This window comes from Pseudobutyrivibrio ruminis DSM 9787 (assembly GCF_900218035.1).
GTDB lineage: Bacteria > Bacillota > Clostridia > Lachnospirales > Lachnospiraceae > Pseudobutyrivibrio > Pseudobutyrivibrio ruminis.
The window spans coordinates 55053-71868 of the sequence record NZ_OBMR01000010.1 but is presented as its reverse complement, the minus strand read 5'-3'; the positions used below and the strand labels follow the sequence as shown (position 1 = coordinate 71868).

19 protein-coding genes are annotated in these 16816 nt (G+C 37.8%); 1 reads left to right on the top strand and 18 read right to left on the bottom strand.

Going from position 1 to position 16816, the window contains the following annotated elements; translation table 11 throughout:
- The 16 genes from CRN97_RS10885 to efp form a co-directional block, all read right to left on the bottom strand.
- On the bottom strand, nucleotides 1-1203 hold the full coding sequence (locus CRN97_RS10885) for a sugar ABC transporter substrate-binding protein (RefSeq protein ID WP_097076907.1): 1203 nt from the start codon (nucleotides 1201-1203) through the stop codon (nucleotides 1-3).
- The gene (locus tag CRN97_RS10880) at nucleotides 1200-2690 is read right to left on the bottom strand and encodes a response regulator transcription factor (protein ID WP_097076906.1); all 1491 of its coding nucleotides are present in this window, start codon (nucleotides 2688-2690) and stop codon (nucleotides 1200-1202) included. Before CRN97_RS10880 ends, CRN97_RS10885 begins: the two co-directional genes overlap by 4 nt.
- A gap of 2 nt (nucleotides 2691-2692) precedes the next feature.
- Entirely contained in the window at nucleotides 2693-4492 is a 1800-nt protein-coding gene (locus tag CRN97_RS10875; RefSeq protein ID WP_097076905.1) for a cache domain-containing sensor histidine kinase, read from the bottom strand.
- 165 nt (nucleotides 4493-4657) lie between these two features.
- Complete coding sequence (locus tag CRN97_RS10870) at nucleotides 4658-5071, bottom strand: EamA family transporter (RefSeq protein ID WP_097076904.1); 414 nt, start codon at nucleotides 5069-5071, stop codon at nucleotides 4658-4660.
- Nucleotides 5072-5094: 23 nt separating this feature from the next.
- A complete protein-coding gene (locus CRN97_RS10865) occupies nucleotides 5095-5553 on the bottom strand; it encodes an HD domain-containing protein (RefSeq protein ID WP_097076903.1) in 459 nt (152 codons plus the stop codon).
- A gap of 12 nt (nucleotides 5554-5565) precedes the next feature.
- Nucleotides 5566-5736 (bottom strand): chorismate--pyruvate lyase, encoded by a 171-nt coding sequence (locus CRN97_RS10860; protein ID WP_097076902.1) that lies wholly within the window; start codon nucleotides 5734-5736, stop codon nucleotides 5566-5568.
- Between the two features lie 16 nt (nucleotides 5737-5752).
- The gene (locus CRN97_RS10855) at nucleotides 5753-6133 is read right to left on the bottom strand and encodes a DUF4186 domain-containing protein (RefSeq protein ID WP_097076901.1); all 381 of its coding nucleotides are present in this window, start codon (nucleotides 6131-6133) and stop codon (nucleotides 5753-5755) included.
- An 18-nt stretch (nucleotides 6134-6151) separates the two neighbouring features.
- A complete protein-coding gene (locus CRN97_RS10850) occupies nucleotides 6152-6631 on the bottom strand; it encodes a YbaK/EbsC family protein (RefSeq protein ID WP_097076900.1) in 480 nt (159 codons plus the stop codon).
- Between the two features lie 128 nt (nucleotides 6632-6759).
- Nucleotides 6760-7293 carry a hypothetical protein gene (locus CRN97_RS10845; RefSeq protein ID WP_097076899.1) on the bottom strand — a complete coding sequence of 178 codons (534 nt, stop codon included), beginning with the start codon at nucleotides 7291-7293 and terminating at the stop codon, nucleotides 6760-6762.
- Between the two features lie 27 nt (nucleotides 7294-7320).
- Nucleotides 7321-7614, bottom strand: coding sequence for a hypothetical protein (locus tag CRN97_RS10840; protein ID WP_090394953.1), 294 nt, complete (start codon nucleotides 7612-7614; stop codon nucleotides 7321-7323).
- Between the two features lie 13 nt (nucleotides 7615-7627).
- Nucleotides 7628-8191, bottom strand: a complete 564-nt coding sequence (locus CRN97_RS10835; RefSeq protein ID WP_097076898.1) for a GNAT family N-acetyltransferase — start codon at nucleotides 8189-8191, stop codon at nucleotides 7628-7630.
- An 83-nt stretch (nucleotides 8192-8274) separates the two neighbouring features.
- The gene (locus tag CRN97_RS10830; protein WP_097076897.1) at nucleotides 8275-9228 is read right to left on the bottom strand and encodes an L-lactate dehydrogenase; all 954 of its coding nucleotides are present in this window, start codon (nucleotides 9226-9228) and stop codon (nucleotides 8275-8277) included.
- Nucleotides 9229-9347: 119 nt separating this feature from the next.
- Nucleotides 9348-10493: an FprA family A-type flavoprotein gene (locus CRN97_RS10825; RefSeq protein WP_242962077.1), complete on the bottom strand. Its 1146-nt coding sequence runs from the start codon at nucleotides 10491-10493 to the stop codon at nucleotides 9348-9350.
- A 104-nt stretch (nucleotides 10494-10597) separates the two neighbouring features.
- The gene (locus CRN97_RS10820; protein WP_242962075.1) at nucleotides 10598-11974 is read right to left on the bottom strand and encodes an MATE family efflux transporter; all 1377 of its coding nucleotides are present in this window, start codon (nucleotides 11972-11974) and stop codon (nucleotides 10598-10600) included.
- A gap of 765 nt (nucleotides 11975-12739) precedes the next feature.
- On the bottom strand, nucleotides 12740-12940 hold the full coding sequence (locus CRN97_RS10815) for a hypothetical protein (RefSeq protein ID WP_033151764.1): 201 nt from the start codon (nucleotides 12938-12940) through the stop codon (nucleotides 12740-12742).
- A gap of 2 nt (nucleotides 12941-12942) precedes the next feature.
- On the bottom strand, nucleotides 12943-13500 hold the full coding sequence (gene efp / locus CRN97_RS10810) for an elongation factor P (RefSeq protein WP_044935548.1): 558 nt from the start codon (nucleotides 13498-13500) through the stop codon (nucleotides 12943-12945).
- Between the two features lie 145 nt (nucleotides 13501-13645).
- On the opposite strand from efp, the gene CRN97_RS10805 reads away from it, so the two are divergent.
- Nucleotides 13646-14095: a CYTH domain-containing protein gene (locus tag CRN97_RS10805; protein WP_097076895.1), complete on the top strand. Its 450-nt coding sequence runs from the start codon at nucleotides 13646-13648 to the stop codon at nucleotides 14093-14095.
- Nucleotides 14096-14235: 140 nt separating this feature from the next.
- Here CRN97_RS10805 and CRN97_RS10800 read toward each other — a convergent pair whose 3' ends face one another.
- The gene (locus CRN97_RS10800; RefSeq protein ID WP_097076894.1) at nucleotides 14236-15879 is read right to left on the bottom strand and encodes an alpha-amylase family glycosyl hydrolase; all 1644 of its coding nucleotides are present in this window, start codon (nucleotides 15877-15879) and stop codon (nucleotides 14236-14238) included.
- Between the two features lie 12 nt (nucleotides 15880-15891).
- Nucleotides 15892-16791 carry a nucleoside/nucleotide kinase family protein gene (locus CRN97_RS10795; protein ID WP_044935539.1) on the bottom strand — a complete coding sequence of 300 codons (900 nt, stop codon included), beginning with the start codon at nucleotides 16789-16791 and terminating at the stop codon, nucleotides 15892-15894.
- Between the last annotated feature and the right edge of the window lie 25 nt (nucleotides 16792-16816).

The following is a 16816-nucleotide window of genomic DNA, read 5'->3' as shown; positions in this document are numbered from 1 at the left end:
TTAATTTAATGTTGCTTGGGCCGCTTCTTGGGCCGATAAGTCTCCAGTTACAACATTTTTAAAATTGCTTGTGAGCTGTTTAGAAGTACTAGTATAGTTTTCAAGATCAGTTCGAACAATAGCATAATCCATTTGTTCTGCGATAATTTCAAGTTTTGGATTATCAATTATTATATTATTAGCAGATTCTATTCGTGATGGTAGAAGATTTGCTTTTGCACAAAAGGTTTCTGTCCCACCTTTTTCCATGCAAAATTTTATAAATGCAATAGAACCTTCTATATTTTTCCCTTTTATTATTCCTAAGTTCTCACCTCCTAGAATTACTGCATTTCTTTTATTTTTAGGCATAGGTGCAAGTCCATAGTCAATACCAGCTTCATCTAACATGGGAAACACCCATGGTCCATTCTCCATCATTGCAATATCGCCCTTAATAAATCGTCTTGCAATATCTGTCTGACTGTAATTCAAACAATCAGCTGGCATATATCCTTCGTTAATCAAATCAGCTAAATATTCGTATGCGCTACTTAATGCTTCAACTGTTATTTGCGAATCTGAGTTTGAAGCAGCCATTACCCAAGATAGGATTTGAAATGCACCCTGTTCTGAGTTCATGGCACTCATTAGAAAGCCGTAGTTATCCTCCGTAGTGAGTTTTGCGGCAGCATCTTTGAGCTGATCCCATGTCTCAGGTGGAGTGATGTTTGCCGCATTTAACATATCTTTTCTGTATATCAGACATACATTATTACTATTAAATGGTACGCCATAATATAAGTTGTTATACTTTACGGTATTTACAGAAGCACTGTAATAATCTGTTTCTAAGTTTAAAGTACTCGCATAGCTTGTAATATCCTCAAACATATCTAATTGAATGAACTTTTTCATATCCGGATTATCTATTATCACAATATCTGGAAGTTCTTGCTCTGTATATGCTCGTGATATTTTCTTATCGAATTCAGTCATGGGAACATATTCCCATGATATTTCATATTCATCTTGACTAGAATTAAAAGATTCTGTTAACTCATCTAATCCATCTGCTTGAGCATCTGTTTCATAATAAGACCATATAAGCAAATGCTGTTTTTCTTTTTCGTTTGAATTAGTTTCATTAGATGTACTCCCACAGCTGGTTATCATTGATAATATAAGCAGAGCTGTAAGTGTTGTTTTTAAATACTTTTTCATCGTTCTCTAAACTCCTTAGGTGATATGCCTTCGATGTCTTTAAAAACCCTATTAAAATATTTTGTGTCAGTAAAACCGACTTGTTCTGCTATTTCATATATTTTTAAATCACTTCCCTTAAGAAGTCTTTTAGCATGACTAACCCTAAACTCATTTACAAAGACTGAAAATGTTTTATTCATTTCACGGTGAAACAATGTACTTAAGTATTCTGGAGTAATTGATAAGTAATTGGCTACATCTTCCTGTGATATTTTATTGGCATAGTTCTCCCTAATATAGGCAATAGCCCTTAGAATAGTATAATTATGAATATCATCACGTGAAGTCTCATTTGTATAAATTATACTAGCCTGTTCATCCAAACATTCCTTTAATTCATACAATACTTTTGCTTTAGAAATCTTTTCAACTGATTCTAATTCTCTGAGTTGGCGTCCCTTTTCTGGCCAAATCTTTACAGAAAGTTGCATTATATAGTTGGAAAGGTTCATGTATAGCTGTCTTATTGAGGATGGATTATAGCCTTTTCCCAATATGTCATTTATAAAGTTTTCACTCCATTCATCCCAATTCTTTTTATCGCCTTTAACGAGGATTCTTTCTATTACTTTCTCAATCTCAGGATTATATTTATAGTCATTTTCAGCAATTTCGGAAACCTCATTCTCAATAATGATCTTCTTATTTATCATCTGTGAAACGAGAAGTTTTTTATCAGATGACAAGGCAATATCTTTAAGCTTTTCAATGGTTGGTATGTTAGAGATATACCAAATTGATTCTTTTAATTCACTAATCACAGGAAGTCTTCTATTTAACATAGCCGATATATCTTCGTTCGATTTATATCTACTAGTTGATTTGTCAATTATAAGAAATAAATCTTTCCTATCCTCAGATATATATAATCCTTTGTAATCTCTAAACTTTTCTTCTAATGCATCATAACTAAATCGACCATTTGGGCTATATCCTCGAACAAATGAAAGAGAATACCCAGGTAACAGTTCAAATATCCTCTCTGCTATCTTAAGATTTTCTTCTGTGTTATCTAAAGCACCTGTTATTATGGCTCTTATATATGAGGACGGATTAGCATCTATTTTGGTAGCTTCTTTAATGATTTTTTTAGATATATCGCTTAAAACTTTATCAACGGCGTCCACTGTAATTGGTTTTAATAGATAATCATCTGCACCACAGTTTAATGCTCTTTTCGCATAATCAAATTCAGCATAACCTGTAAGTATCACACTATGACAGCCTATTCCTTCGTCCTTGAGCTGCTCTAACATCTGCAGTCCATCCATTTCAGGCATCTTTATGTCGGTAAAAACCAAGTCTGGACGAAGCGATATAATAGCATCGATTCCTTCCTTTCCATTCTTAGCCTTAGCTATTACTTGGTGCTCATCATAACTAGAAAGCAGTCGTGATAAACCATTTCTAATTTTAATTTCATCTTCTACGATAACTATGTTCATAACTAACAACACTCACTCATTGGTATATACAGGGTTATTTCCGTTCCTATTTCTTCTACACTGTTAATATTCCAGTGTGCTAAATCTCCGTAATACATAACTAATCTTGAAAATGCATTTCTTAGTCCTAAACCTACGCCTTCAATATCATCGGTCTCAATAACGAACTGCCTATCATTCATTTTGACCAGCAGATCTTCTTCAAATCCGTTTCCATTGTCGGCAATACTTATCTGAAGATATTTTTTGTCGTAAGATAAGTCTATGTTTATTGAAAGAAGTCCACCTTCTTCTATTCCTTCAAATCCATGTATAATGGCATTTTCCACAAATGGTTGAATTAATAACTTATGTATAACAATGTTTTTTACTTCTGGATCTATTATTAGCTCATATTTAAAAGAACCCTCATAACGAAGTTCTTGTAAATCCAAGTATCTCGTAAGAAAATCACATTCCTGTTTTAAAGGAGTTTTATCTTCTACTTTACTAATTGAATGTCTCAATATAAGACCTAAATTACTTAATGCTTTACTAATCTCATTTTCATGATGCTCTATAGCCATCCAGTTAATTGTATCTAAGGTGTTATATAAAAAATGAGGGTTTATTTGAGCTTCCAATGCTTTTAATTCTGCATGTCGTTGGCGATCTTTGGCAGATGAGATTTGATGCATTAACTCTTTTACTCGTTCTGTCATTACATTAAAATTATTTGCAATAATTCCAAATTCATCAGTGCTATGGATATTTATTCTTTTATCTAAGTCTCCCTCTTGTACCGTTTGCATTCCCTCAACAATTGTATTTACAGAATTATTAAAGGTTTTGGTTGTATAGATAATAATAAGAATAACTACAAGTATTACCGAAATAGAGATGATTATTGTAATCAGTTCAGTTTTTCTTACATCTTTTAGCATCTTATCTGCATCATATACATTTATAAATGTCCATCCGGTAGATTCATCTATATACTCATTGACTCCTAGTGTGTGTGTTTCAGAAAGATAACCGCTATTTTTTACGAAGGCTTTAATATCATCCCCTACTTGTGTGGCAATATATTTTTCATCTGGATAAGATACTACTCTTCCATTTGTATCAACTATGAAGTTTATTCCGTTTGTATTTGCTTCAGAAGAATTGCATATAGAATCTAAGACATCTTCATCAACAGTCATAATTACCGTAGCTATGCTGCCTTTTTCAAGCATGTCAAAATTAAACATTCGTTTTGAAATATGAAAATAGTAGCTTGTACCACTGTTTTCTGCAAACTTCATGCTAGGTGTAATGACCATTCCTGATTTACTTTCAGCATCCAAATATGGAGGAGCTATTCGCATATCATTAAACTTTTGCCATATATTAAACATGGAAGAATCAGTCTCAAAGTCATATGTGACAGATTCACCATTCTTACATACAAGACTTATAGCTCTAATACCTTCTACTACACTTGTGTATCTGTGAAGTTTTTCCCGTATATCACTTCGTGCTGCTGCTTTTCTAGATTCTGTTCCATTCATTAGGACCATTACTTCATCTATCAAATCCTCATCAACATATATTTGATATAGAAGGTTTGTGTAGTTTTCTATGCTAAGATTAGTTCGTTCTGATATTTGGACTAAATCATCATAAATGATTTCATCAACCTGAGACGTCATAGTTTTTCTGACGCTAGTAAATTGATATACCTGTAGAAGGATTATAGGTATTATAGATATTAATAAGAAAATACTAATAAGCTTTTGGCCTATTTTAAGATTATTATATTTTTTAATAATGTTACGCATAACATATCCCCACCCAATACAATAATCATACAAAAAATGGCCACATTGCACAACAAGCAATGCGGCCTACATAATTAACAGTATTTAAATTAGATTTTTGTTAATCATTTTCTAAAACCATTAATATCGTTCTCCTTGTTATAAAGCATAGCAATATTAATATTATTAAAGTACCAACAATAAGGTTCCAGCACCAATTAGTGCGCATCCTACAAGTGATTTTATAGTAAAGTCTTCATGTAAAAATACAAAAGCTAAAACTAGAGTGATAACAACACTAAGCTTATCAATCGGAATAACTTTAGATGCATCACCAATCTGTAAAGCCTTGTAGTAGCATAACCATGATGCGCCTGTGGCTAAGCCTGACAGTATGAGAAATATCCAGCTCTTTTTGCTTATAGCAAATACGCCACTTTGAGTATTTGTGATAAACACCATTATCCAGGCCATACCAACCACAACGACAGTACGAATAGCTGTAGCTAAGTTTGAGTTTACTCCTTCTATACCAATCTTAGCTAATATTGAAGTTAAGGCTGCAAATATAGCTGATAACAAAGCAAATACAAACCACATGTTAGACCTCCCCAATATCATTTCTACAAATCCAATTCTTTACAAAGGTTTTCATATCGCTTCTGCTCTTTTTCCTTGATAGGCTTAGATGAATCTTTAAAGCAATGATCGATTACATCAGCATCTTTTAGTAGTTCATCCATAGGCGAATCAATTACTAGTTTGTCATCATGATGATATATTGCAGAGCAGATAATATCAGTTTCTGCTGAAGTAGTTATGGCCAAATCATCAAGAATCTTTCTGGCTAAATCAGCCCCTAAATGAGCATGATCATCGTAAGAGCCACTCTTGTAGGCGTGCATATCGTGTAGCATTGCTGCCATAGAGGCAAGCTCTTCATTAAGTCCACGCTTCTTGGCAAGAATAGTGGCTGCAAGAGATACGCCATATAAATGTGCAGTTGCACTGGCGCGCTTATCTTCTTCCAATAGATTTAGTTCTTTATCTACGTATTCACGAAGTGTTTTTAATCTGCTCATTTGTGATTCCCCCTAGATTAGAAAATACTGCATTAATTCATATTTCAGTTTACTACCCTCTTCTATATCTGCAGGGAGTAAGGCACGAGCTACTAATTTAAGTTCATCAGATTCGATATCAGTTCTCTTTAAATTAGCGTAATCGCCATCAATGCTTTCTACAACGTAAAACCAAGTCTCCATTCCATATACCCTCCCATTATCTTGTACGTTTATTCTCTTCTAGTTCTTTCTCAATCCATGTCATGATTACATCAACTAAATATTCTTGCTGAACTTGGCTTAGTTCCTTGCCAGGCTGCATTTTATGCCATTTTCTAATGCACTCTCTACAACAGGTAGCTGTTGCATGCTGCGCAATAAATACAGGATGGCCCTTTGTAGGAGTTTGCTTGCCATCATTAGGGATAACAGCAGGAGCTTCTCTTTTAGCAATGAAATCTACAGCGTGAGCTCTTATAGTTTCTAGCCCTTTCTCATGTATATAGTCTATATCTTTTTGCTTTAATTTAAAACTTGTTCTAAATTTAGAATTGCCCAGCCGAGTAAACAGCTGAGCAAACCATTCTTCTCTAGTCATTAAAAGTTACTTCCATTCCTATTCATTGTCATTCCATCCTTTGCAGATATCAACCCAACCTTCGGCGCCAGATGCAAGCTCAAGCTCATCTGGTGTGATTTTTACAGATGTGAACTCATTTCCACCTGCAGGATGAACGTATTCAAATCTTTGCATTGAAACATCAAGCCAAATTGGAATATCCTCAGGTACAGCAAAAGGACAAACACCACCTGGCTGAAATCCAGTGATTTCTCTCACCTGATCACGTGGAATCATATGAGGCTTTGTGTGAAAATAAGATTTAAACTTGGAGCTGTTTACTTTTCCATCTCCAGCCATTACTACAATAACTGGCTTATCTTCTACCACAAAAGAAAGCGTTTTCGCAATCTCTGGCTCAGTGCATCCAATTTGCTGGGCGGCGTGCTCAACTGTATCAATTGTTTCTGTATGGACTGTCAGTCTATCCCCAAGTGATTTTTCATCGAGGAAGGCCTTAACCTTTTCATTAATCATGGCATATACCTCCTAATACTTGTAATTATAGACTACCCGAAATGAATATATGCTATAGCTATTTTCTATAAGCAGTTATCAAATTACATTGTATTCATGACTATCTCAAATAGTCTGAACCCTTTTTCTCATGATGCCTCCATATTTCTCATAGCTATATTCGTATAGTCTTTATTTTTTTTATAATCTTTTCTTATGGCAAATGCTAAGATTACATCCAAAACATACCATAAATTAAAAATTAGATAACCGACCATTTTGACAAATGATATTTTATTATCCAACTTTAGCTTTATTGAACATACTTCCGCAGGTATAACAGTTGTTGCGAATACTGCCGCATCTATCGCTATAAGTATTGGTAAAACAAAAATACCAGCCCCTGCCAAAGCCATCAAAATAGAAAAAATACCTGTTGCCACTATAAAAAATAATACGTAATACGGAATCTGTATTAGCTTTACAATTAAATTAACCTTCGCAAGTTTACTTTTATCGTGTGCTGCCAAAGCAACTATTAATGAGAATATAATTTCTATTACCATTAGAATAAAGCAAATGCTATAAAGCAATCCCCAACTATCCGTAATTCTGCTTGAAGCATAAAATAGTAATAAATAAACGTATGGCATTACTGCGTTAAGATATAAAAGATTTTCCATTTTTCCCCCTTCATCCCTTAGAAATAATTATTCCTCGATATTATCAAATATTCCAGCCTGTCTATAATTATTCCAAGCTGCATTATAGCTCTCTGCAGCCTTTTTATCCATGATTTGCTTTCTATCACTTAATATAGCAAGCATCTCATCCGCAATTTCTACTTCTGGCAGATGGTCATAATGAGCAAGATATCCTAGCATTCGCCCAGCTGTGAAATCGGTATTTAAATTATCTGTTATCAGCGTTGCAAACTGGTGCCCGTAGCCATCCTGCACTAGCGTATTATAAAGTTCTATACTAAGTGGTGATTTATTTCTCATATCTAATATTTCTTTAATTTAGCCTCTTTATGTTTTTTATAAATTTATCTGTCGGTAAAAAACTCTTATAGAATTTCTCATATAAATTCCAAGCCTCATTCTGATTTTGACAAAGCTTATTTCCAGCCTCTAGAACAATGTAATTTACTCCAAAGCACTCTACTCTAAGTCCTGTATCACTACAGTTATTTCGAAGGTAAAAATTCAAACGTCTTGTCTGAAGCTGCTTTTGAGATTCATCTTTTGTATAAGTAGGATCTTCCACTTCTCCTATGATTCTGTCTGCATTTTCAAGATATTCGTCTATAAGTCTAAGAAGTTTGGCTCCTATACCTTTATTTCGTAATTCCGGGAAAATAGCTATGTAATCTATAAGATAGCTATTATCTAATCTTACTAAAAAAGTGTAACCTACTATTTTTTTCTTCTCAAAAAGGCCAAGACACTCATAAAATCCTTCTTCAACAGATTTAAGAATCATCTTTAATGGTTTCAGCTCATCTTTAGGAAAGTCTATAACCATATGCTCTTCATAGAGCTTTGAAATTTGTTTTTCATTTAACTGCTGTAAATTCATTCACACCTGCACCATAATATGACATTGACATCAAAGGCGAGGGAAACCCTCGCCTTTATTAATTATATAGTTAGCACATTATTTTACCACTCAATAGTACCTACTACCTCTTTAAGAGTCTTAGCAGATTCCTGAAGTGCCTTTATCTCATCTTCATCAAGAGAAATTGGAACCTTTGTCTCCAATCCATCCGCACCAACAACAGCTGGCATTGAAAGGCATACGCCATCAATATCGTACTCACCGTGCATCATAGATGATACTGGAAGGATTGATTTCTCATCACGAATGATAACTTCACAAATACGTCTTACAGCAACAGCTACGCCATAATATGTAGCATGTTTCCTCTTTATAATCTCGTAAGCAGCATTTTTTACTCGCTCTGCAATTGCCTTTTCAGATGCCTCATGATTAAAGTGACCTCTCATTTCACAGAAATCATTAAGAGGAATACCAGAAACATTAGCACTTGAAAATGCAGCAATTTCGCTATCACCATGCTCGCCAATGATAAAAGCATGCACCGAACGGCTATCAATGCCAAGGTGCTCACCAAGCTCTGTCTTAAGACGAGCAGAATCGAGAACTGTACCTGAGCCGATTACTCTATTTTCTGGGAGACCAGAAAGCTTTAAAGCTGCAAGAGTAAGAACATCAACAGGATTTGCTACGATAAGCAAAATTCCGCCAAAATTTCTCTTAGAAATTTCTGGAATGATTGATTTAAAGATACCAACATTCTTGTGTACAAGATCAAGTCTTGTCTCACCTGGCTTTTGTCCTGCACCAGCTGTAACTACACAGATAGCTGCATCAGCCACATCATCATAATCTCCCGCATAAATCTTAATAGGCTTTGTAAATGGTGCGCCATGGGAAATATCCATCGCCTCACCTTCTGCCTTTTCATGGTCTGCATCAATTAAAACCATCTCTGAAAACAGACCGCTCTGAGAAAGAGCAAAAGCTGTAGCTGAGCCTACAAATCCCGCTCCTATAATCGCTACTTTTCTATGGTTTACTTCTACTGCCATACGCACCTCCTGTACTCCGCAAGTTACGTCCACAAGCCTGATGAATTCTCCGTTCGACAACATGTCTCACTTGAGAATTATCAGAGCTTGTGTACTACTTGCTCACTTAAAAATTTTTATTACTTTAATGCTACTACCAAATCATCTAACACCGATGAATCCTGTAGTGTTGATTTAATGGAAACCACTGGCTCCACAAATTCCATATTTTTCATTGGCTCAAGAATTGCCTTCATGCACTTAGCTGCCTGAGGCGCCCATGTGCCATTTTCAACAAATGCCACCTTGCGATTCTGATAAGCCTTTGCTGTAAGATGATGTAAGAAATCCTGCATTGGTGGGAATAATCCTCCATCATAAGTGCAAGCGCAGCACACCATCTTATCCCAATAAAATGCTCTTGCAACTGCCTCTGACAGGCTTGCTCTTGTAAGGTCGATAAACTGCACCTTAGTGCCATTTGCCTTTAGCTTTTCGACAAGCTCAAGCGCAGCTTTCTTTGTATTGCCGTGGATAGAAGCGCATGCAACAAGCACGCCCTCTTCCTCTGACTTATAGCTACTCCATGTATCATAAAGATTAATGTAGTAATCTAAATTCTCTGTCAAAACCGGTCCATGCAATGGGCAGATTGTCTGGATATCAAGATTTGCTGCCTTTTTCAACAATCCCTGCACCGATGCACCGTACTTACCCACAATATTAAGATAATATCTACGAGCTTCGTCAATCCATGGCTCATCCACATCCAGCGCGCCAAACTTTCCAAATCCATCTGCTGAGAAAAGAACCTTCTCTGCAGATTCGTACTCAACCATTACCTCTGGCCAGTGAACCATTGGTGCCATGATAAATGTAAGCTCATGGCTTCCAAGAGAAAGTGTGTCTCCTTCAGCCACCACATGCTTTCTATTTTCAAATATGCTGACATCCATAAACTGCGCCATCATAGTAAATGTCTTGGCATTTCCAACTACTGTGGTATCAGGATATTTTTCAAGGAATACCTTGATTGAACCAGAGTGGTCTGGCTCCATGTGCGAAACCACAAGATAGTCAGGTGTACGTCCAGCCAGCTCCTTATCAAGATTTGCCAACCACTGTTCTGTCACCCTAGGATCTGCTGAATCCATAACAGCTATCTTTTCATCCAAGATTACGTATGAATTGTAGGATACACCGTTAGGAACAGGATACTGGCTTTCGAACAAGTCGATAGTCTTGTCATCGCTGCCTATATATTTAATAGCCTCTGAAATTGTCATAACCAAAACCCTCCTTTTACATATATCTATCTTACCAAATAGCAACATAACTATCTATGATTTCATCTTTATCGATAAAAAGTTCTCAAGTACGAATGCCTCTTCTATTTGGTCAAATTCTGCACCCACTTATATTTGCGGAAGCGAATCATTACCCATGGAATTTTACCTACTTCATCAAGGCATGTACATGAATACACAAGTAGCACTGGCCAGTGGAACACAAAAGCCCCGAGAAGAGCCAATGGTATGGCTATTCCCCACATGCACACTGCCAAGCTATACATATCGAATATGGTATCTCCGCCACCATCTAACACTCCGTTAATTGTGACAGTGTTTACACATCGCCCTATCATGTACACAGCCATTATGCACATCATCCCTGTAAGATATTTTCTAGCTTCATCAGTGAGAAGTACCATATGAACTGTTAGCGGAGTTACCGCAAATACGATAATCATTGAAGCAATTCCGATAACATAAGATATCTTCATAAGCTTGATTCCATAAGCCTTGCCAAGCTCCAAATTACCAGCACCAAGCTCATTTCCAACAATGATGCCAGCCGCACTTCCAATACCATTACAAACACAGCAAATCAAATCTCTTACAACTGCTGCAATAGAATTTGCTGCAGCCGCATCTACACCCATATGTCCCATTATCGCAGTGTATGAAGTAAATCCAACTCCCCAGAAAAGTGAGCCACCCATAAGTGGCAAGCACTGCCTCCAAAAATCCTTTGTAAGTTCCTTGCTAATTTTAAACATCTTACTTAGCGCCGGCCTAATGTAACCTGCTCTACCGGAAATTACAAGGCAAATAATAAGCTCTATTATACGTGCGATAGTTGTTGCCAGGGCTGCCCCCTTTGCCTCCATTCTTGGAGCTCCCAGAAAACCGAAGATAAATATCAGGTTAAACAATACGTTGAGTACAACGGCGCAGCTACTAATCCACGCACTTTCATTGACATGATCTGTAACCTTCATAATGGCTAGATAACTTTGCGACACACCTGTTATCAGATAAGACCATCCAGCAATGCGAAGATAAGCAGCACCAAGCTCAATCAAAGTCTGGTCGCTTGCAAACACATGCATCAAGGCCTCCGGAAAAATCTCGCATCCGATAAAGAAGGCTATGCAAATAGCCCCTGCATACTTCAGCATCATATCAAAAAGCTTCTGTATAGTTTCTTTATCACCTTTGCCCCAATACTGAGCTCCAAGGATTGCTCCCGCTCCCGTAATAGCCATAATCAGCATATTCTGAACGAACTGTATCTGCGTAGCCAGGGAAACCGCCGTCATCTGCTCCTGCGCCACCCTTCCCAGCATCAATGCATCACAGGCAGCCACCAGCGCAAGCATCAAACTCTGAAACGCTATCGGCCCCGCTATGGTCACCAATCTACTATAAAAATGCCTATTGTCTATTCTAATCTCGTTATCCTTTGTCATTACATCCTTCTCCATATACCTTATTTCCTCCAATACTACGTGATAACCTCCGCAAACACAATAGGTTTATTCCGTAACTAACTTGCAAATTCGACCCCGGGATTAATGTAGGCTTTCCAATATGTGAAGCTGGGCTCCCTGCCCGTCGCACACTGGTGGTTGCTAGGCGTGGACATCGCATGAATATTATGTTTTTCTAGAGCACAAGGAGCACACACTTGTTAGCTGTCGTCTTTTGCAGGTCTGTACATTTTCTGAATCTGTATGTCTATGGACGGACACACTGTTTTTGATTAATATATGGATTTCCAAAACTATGGTAACCTTTGGGCGATTTTGGAATGAGCTTAGTAGAACTAAAAGAGATATTTGATATGGATGAGCAGCTGCCGCTAGGACGGCGGCAGCAGTGGTCACTTGAAACACGATGTTGAATGTGCCACGGTGCTCATACATACAAATATCTCTTTTTTAGTTCTACTTAGTGAATGTAATATGAACCCAAGGTACCATAGCTTTGAAAATCCATATTTATAGTTTATAAGTGTCCGTCCTAGCTTATACAGATTCAGAAAAAGTTCATCCCGCAACAAGACACCAGCAGTGTGGGCTCCTTTTGTGCTAAGAAAAACTATAATATTCGCGAAATCGTCCACGCCTAGCAACCACCAGTGTGTGGCGGGCAGGGAGCCCATCAGAACTTTACATTTAGCCCACATTAATCCCGGACGGCAAGGTATAAAAAAGGACCCTAGGTAATCCTAAGGTCCTTGATTTGCATTATTTAGAGAGACGCTCAACTATCCTGTCTAGGGTATCGCGAGGTACTGTGCCGTCACGATAAAGTTGGTTGATTGTGCTTTCGCTTCCAAGTAGAGCTGTGGCATCCAGCCAAGTGCCCTTTTGAAATTCTTCGTCAAATACGGCAAATATTTTTCGATTTTTTAAAAGCTCCGAAAGCGGGTATTCTCTATAATCCATAATTAAACTCTTGATAAATACTCTCCAGTTCTAGTATCAATCTTGATTGTCTCACCATTCTCAACGAAAAGTGGAACGTATACAACAGCACCTGTCTCAACTGTAGCAGGCTTTGTAGCACCTGTAGCTGTATCGCCCTTGAAACCTGGCTCTGTGTCTGTAATCTGAAGCTCAACAAACATAGGTGGCTCAACTGAGAAGATTGAACCGTTGTGTGAAAGCATCTTTACGATTTCATTTTCCTTAACGAACTTAAGAGCGTCACCAATCTGATCTGCTGTAAGAGCAACCTGATCGTATGTCTCAACATCCATGAAGTTGTAAAGGTCACCATCGTTGTAGAGATACTGCATATCCTTACGATCGATACGTGCTGCTGGGAACTTCTCTGTTGGACGGAAAGATGTTTCAGTAACACCACCGTTCTTTATGTTCTTAAGCTTAGTACGAACGAAAGCTGCACCCTTACCTGGCTTTACGTGCTGAAATTCAATTACCTGATAAACCTGATTATCCATTTCGATAGTCATACCGTTTCTAAAATCACCGGCTGTAATCATTATAAATTCCTCCTTAAAAGCTATACCTATACCGAGCCCTACCACATCGCCCGGATATATTAGCACTCGTAATGGTAATTTTACCGCAAATTTCAGTTTTTTTCAATATATTTTCATTTCTCTCTTTATTTGCTACTATAAATCCATGGAAATTGAAAGAAAATTTTTAATCAAAGAATTGCCTGATTTAGGCCAATATAAGTATGTTGAAATTGAACAGGGATATCTTTCTACCAGCCCTGTTGTTAGAATCCGTCGAAAGAATGACGCATATATTCTGACATATAAAGGAAGTGGATTGATGGCCCGTGAGGAAATCGAAGCCGCACTCACAAAGGAGGCCTACGAACACCTTCTAGAAAAGATTGACGGTTATCCTATCACAAAGCGCCGCTATCTTATTCCACTTGATCCATACACAATCGAACTTGATGTGTTCTCTGGTCACATGGAAGGCCTCATTATGGCTGAGGTAGAGTTTCCAAATGAGGAAGCCGCCAATTCCTTCACCCCACCAGAATGGTTTGGGGAAGACGTCACAAGCGACCGCCGTTACCACAACTCAAACATGATATTCGGCAACCCGCTCTCGTAGAGACACCAAATACAGATTTTCAAATTTACAAAAACAGAAGCCAGTATGTAGGCATCAAGCTCTACTATTTCTTAAGCGAGACATTCGTCGAGCGAAGAAATCAGTAGGCTTGTAGCCGTAACATGCTGGCTTCGTCATTATTAAATAATTTGGTACTCTAGGCTTTCGAAATCTGCCTCTAGAGTAATGGTGTCATTATCCTTTGTCCATGTAAAGGAAACAACTGAACCATTGGTATTGATTGAAAGTTTACTATCAAAACCAAATGCAGGATGTGACTTACGAAGCTGCAAAAGCTCAATCTGCTTTTTAACAACATCCTTTTTAAGTCCTTCCTCAATTTGCTCCATTGTAAGATTTGTTCTGTTGATTTCTTTGTGACCACCTGCGCCTGCACGAGCAACAGCTTCGTGATCATTCTTTCCTGCGAACAAATCTAAGTACCATACCTGTGGCTTACCTGGCATGAACATCTGAATTGCTCTGGCAAAGAGCATCTTCTTATCGTCTTCACCTAATGCACTGTAGTATGTGGCATTTACCTGGTAGTACATGTTCTTTGCTCCGTGAAGATCCTTTACAAATCCTCCTCTAGAAACAAGTACATCTATCATCTTCTGGATTTCGTCTTCTGGAAGAAGTCCCTTTAAATCAAGAAGTGGTATACCATCGTGGCAACCAAGCATGTTTACAACTCTGATATCCTTTTCAACAAGCTCTTTTGCCCAGTTGATAAGAACATCTGGATTGTGATTTTCGATTGCGTATATAAGAAGTCCTGGTAAGAAGAAATCGTATGTCATATAGCCTTTGCCTGCTACTAACTCATAAATCTTCTCGCCGTAGCTTGCGTGAATCTCAGGAAGTAATGTTACTCCGTTTTTGTCTGCAAGCTCTCTAACCTTCTGTAGTAAATCCCAAGTTCCAGGATCATTCAAGAAATTCTTTTCTCCTGGCTCCTTAGGAGCATATGCGAATGCATCAAGTCTGACGATTTTAGCACCGTATGATGAAAGTGTCTTAAGAGTGTTTTCATAGAATTCCCAAACAAGTGGAGATTTGATATTCAAATCCATCTGTCCTAAGTATCTACGACTGCTCTCAAGTAAATCAACTACCTCATCACGATACTGTTCGTATTTTCCAAGCTTCAATTCTGCTACGCTTGTTCCCTGGCTGATTTGGGAATTAACACACTGTGCTAAACGTGTAGCAGCCACATACTGGATATCCATCTTTTCCATAAGGTCTTCTGCTTCAAGATTCTTGTAGCGAACCTCCTGGTAGAATGTGTTCCAATATGGTACGTTTCTGCCATCTGGGAATCTTACCATAAGAATTGGTAAACCTGGCTTGCGGAAAAACATATCCTTGATATATTTTTCATCTGGCTGAATGTAACCCTCTTTTGTGAGAGTACCGCAACCTTCCCAGAATTTGTTCCAGTCAATGAAGAAATCCTTGTACTTAGAATTCTCACCATTTTTGATGATATCCTGGAACTCCTTTGATAATACAGATGCGTGGTTAAGGATGAAATCAAGCTTAAGGTCGATGCCCATAGCCTTGATAGCCTCAATGGCTTCCTTGCTACCAAGCTCCTCATTGATTCCATAATCAATTACTGAGAAACCTCTGTCTAAGTCTGTATTAAAAATACTTGGAAGGATGTAGAATGACTCGAATACGTCCTTCAATTCATCCTTACTAAGAACCTTTACAATATCATCTAATGTGCCACCCATAGAATCTGGGTAAGCATTTAACATTGGTCCATTGCTCATCACTAATCCCTCCTACTTCATAAGACTTTCATATTCGCTATATGAAAGTAACTCACCTGATTTAGAAAGAATAATTTTTGCCTTGTGAGCCTGTGACTTTAAAAGGTTCTGCTCGAGTTCCAACACAAGCATAGTGAATGCACTATCAGTCTTGCCATCACGATTTCTAGCTCTGCGGTGAGCCAGTGTCTCTTCTGGTGTGCTGTTGAGAAGGATTGGAATATCCACGCCTTCATAGTTATCACTATTACCATGTGTCCATTCAATAACTAGAACTTTTTTGTTTGTAAAATCAACTTCATCATACCAAAGTTCAGAATCGGTTCTACCCATTCTCTTAAGGTAGATCTTATCCTGGCCGGATTTGAAAGCCTTAACAATACCAGTTACTTCATCGAAATCAATTTCGTTTGTAGTGCCAAGATAGCCTGTGAGTCCCTCTCTACCAGCATCAAGATAAGCCTTCATCCATGGATCAGTTGAAACATGGTCAGCTGAAGCATCTGTCTCCTCCTGTTGCCAAGCTCTAAGCTTGTCGAAGTGTTCAGGTGTTGCTTCATTAGCCTTTACAAGGCCTCTTACACCGCTAGTTCTAAAGATGCGAAGTCTCTCAGCATCGTTGTACATAGGAATTCTTCTAGGATAGTTGTCTCCTGACATTGTATAAGCACCAATGCCCTTCTCATTTAAAAAATAAGAAATGAGAGACGCTGTCTCAGACTTTCCTACTCCTGAGCCACCGCAAACAGCTATGACAGCTCTGCCATCCTTTGCGATAACCTCATCAAGCATGCCCTCAAGCTTCTCCATAATAAGAGTTGCCTTTTTAACATGCTCCTCACCTATTTCTACCTTGTCACCTGGCATATCGCCATGTGGAAGTGCCTCGTATTGTTTAAGATCAATAGCCATAATAATATCCTCCTGCTCACTATAG

Excerpts from the sequence above, each read along its gene's own strand:
- CRN97_RS10885 (WP_097076907.1), bottom strand. The coding sequence starts at position 1,203 with ATGAAAAAGTATTTAAAAACAACACTTACAGCTCTGCTTATATTATCA.
- CRN97_RS10880 (WP_097076906.1), bottom strand. The coding sequence starts at position 2,690 with ATGAACATAGTTATCGTAGAAGATGAAATTAAAATTAGAAATGGTTTA.
- CRN97_RS10875 (WP_097076905.1), bottom strand. The coding sequence starts at position 4,492 with ATGCGTAACATTATTAAAAAATATAATAATCTTAAAATAGGCCAAAAG.
- CRN97_RS10870 (WP_097076904.1), bottom strand. The coding sequence starts at position 5,071 with ATGTGGTTTGTATTTGCTTTGTTATCAGCTATATTTGCAGCCTTAACT.
- CRN97_RS10865 (WP_097076903.1), bottom strand. The coding sequence starts at position 5,553 with ATGAGCAGATTAAAAACACTTCGTGAATACGTAGATAAAGAACTAAAT.
- CRN97_RS10860 (WP_097076902.1), bottom strand. The coding sequence starts at position 5,736 with ATGGAGACTTGGTTTTACGTTGTAGAAAGCATTGATGGCGATTACGCT.
- CRN97_RS10855 (WP_097076901.1), bottom strand. The coding sequence starts at position 6,133 with ATGACTAGAGAAGAATGGTTTGCTCAGCTGTTTACTCGGCTGGGCAAT.
- CRN97_RS10850 (WP_097076900.1), bottom strand. The coding sequence starts at position 6,631 with ATGATTAATGAAAAGGTTAAGGCCTTCCTCGATGAAAAATCACTTGGG.
- CRN97_RS10845 (WP_097076899.1), bottom strand. The coding sequence starts at position 7,293 with ATGGAAAATCTTTTATATCTTAACGCAGTAATGCCATACGTTTATTTA.
- CRN97_RS10840 (WP_090394953.1), bottom strand. The coding sequence starts at position 7,614 with ATGAGAAATAAATCACCACTTAGTATAGAACTTTATAATACGCTAGTG.
- CRN97_RS10835 (WP_097076898.1), bottom strand. The coding sequence starts at position 8,191 with ATGAATTTACAGCAGTTAAATGAAAAACAAATTTCAAAGCTCTATGAA.
- CRN97_RS10830 (WP_097076897.1), bottom strand. The coding sequence starts at position 9,228 with ATGGCAGTAGAAGTAAACCATAGAAAAGTAGCGATTATAGGAGCGGGA.
- CRN97_RS10825 (WP_242962077.1), bottom strand. The coding sequence starts at position 10,493 with ATGACAATTTCAGAGGCTATTAAATATATAGGCAGCGATGACAAGACT.
- CRN97_RS10820 (WP_242962075.1), bottom strand. The coding sequence starts at position 11,974 with ATGGAGAAGGATGTAATGACAAAGGATAACGAGATTAGAATAGACAAT.
- CRN97_RS10815 (WP_033151764.1), bottom strand. The coding sequence starts at position 12,940 with ATGGATTATAGAGAATACCCGCTTTCGGAGCTTTTAAAAAATCGAAAA.
- efp (WP_044935548.1), bottom strand. The coding sequence starts at position 13,500 with ATGATTACAGCCGGTGATTTTAGAAACGGTATGACTATCGAAATGGAT.
- CRN97_RS10805 (WP_097076895.1), top strand. The coding sequence starts at position 13,646 with ATGGAAATTGAAAGAAAATTTTTAATCAAAGAATTGCCTGATTTAGGC.
- CRN97_RS10800 (WP_097076894.1), bottom strand. The coding sequence starts at position 15,879 with ATGAGCAATGGACCAATGTTAAATGCTTACCCAGATTCTATGGGTGGC.
- CRN97_RS10795 (WP_044935539.1), bottom strand. The coding sequence starts at position 16,791 with ATGGCTATTGATCTTAAACAATACGAGGCACTTCCACATGGCGATATG.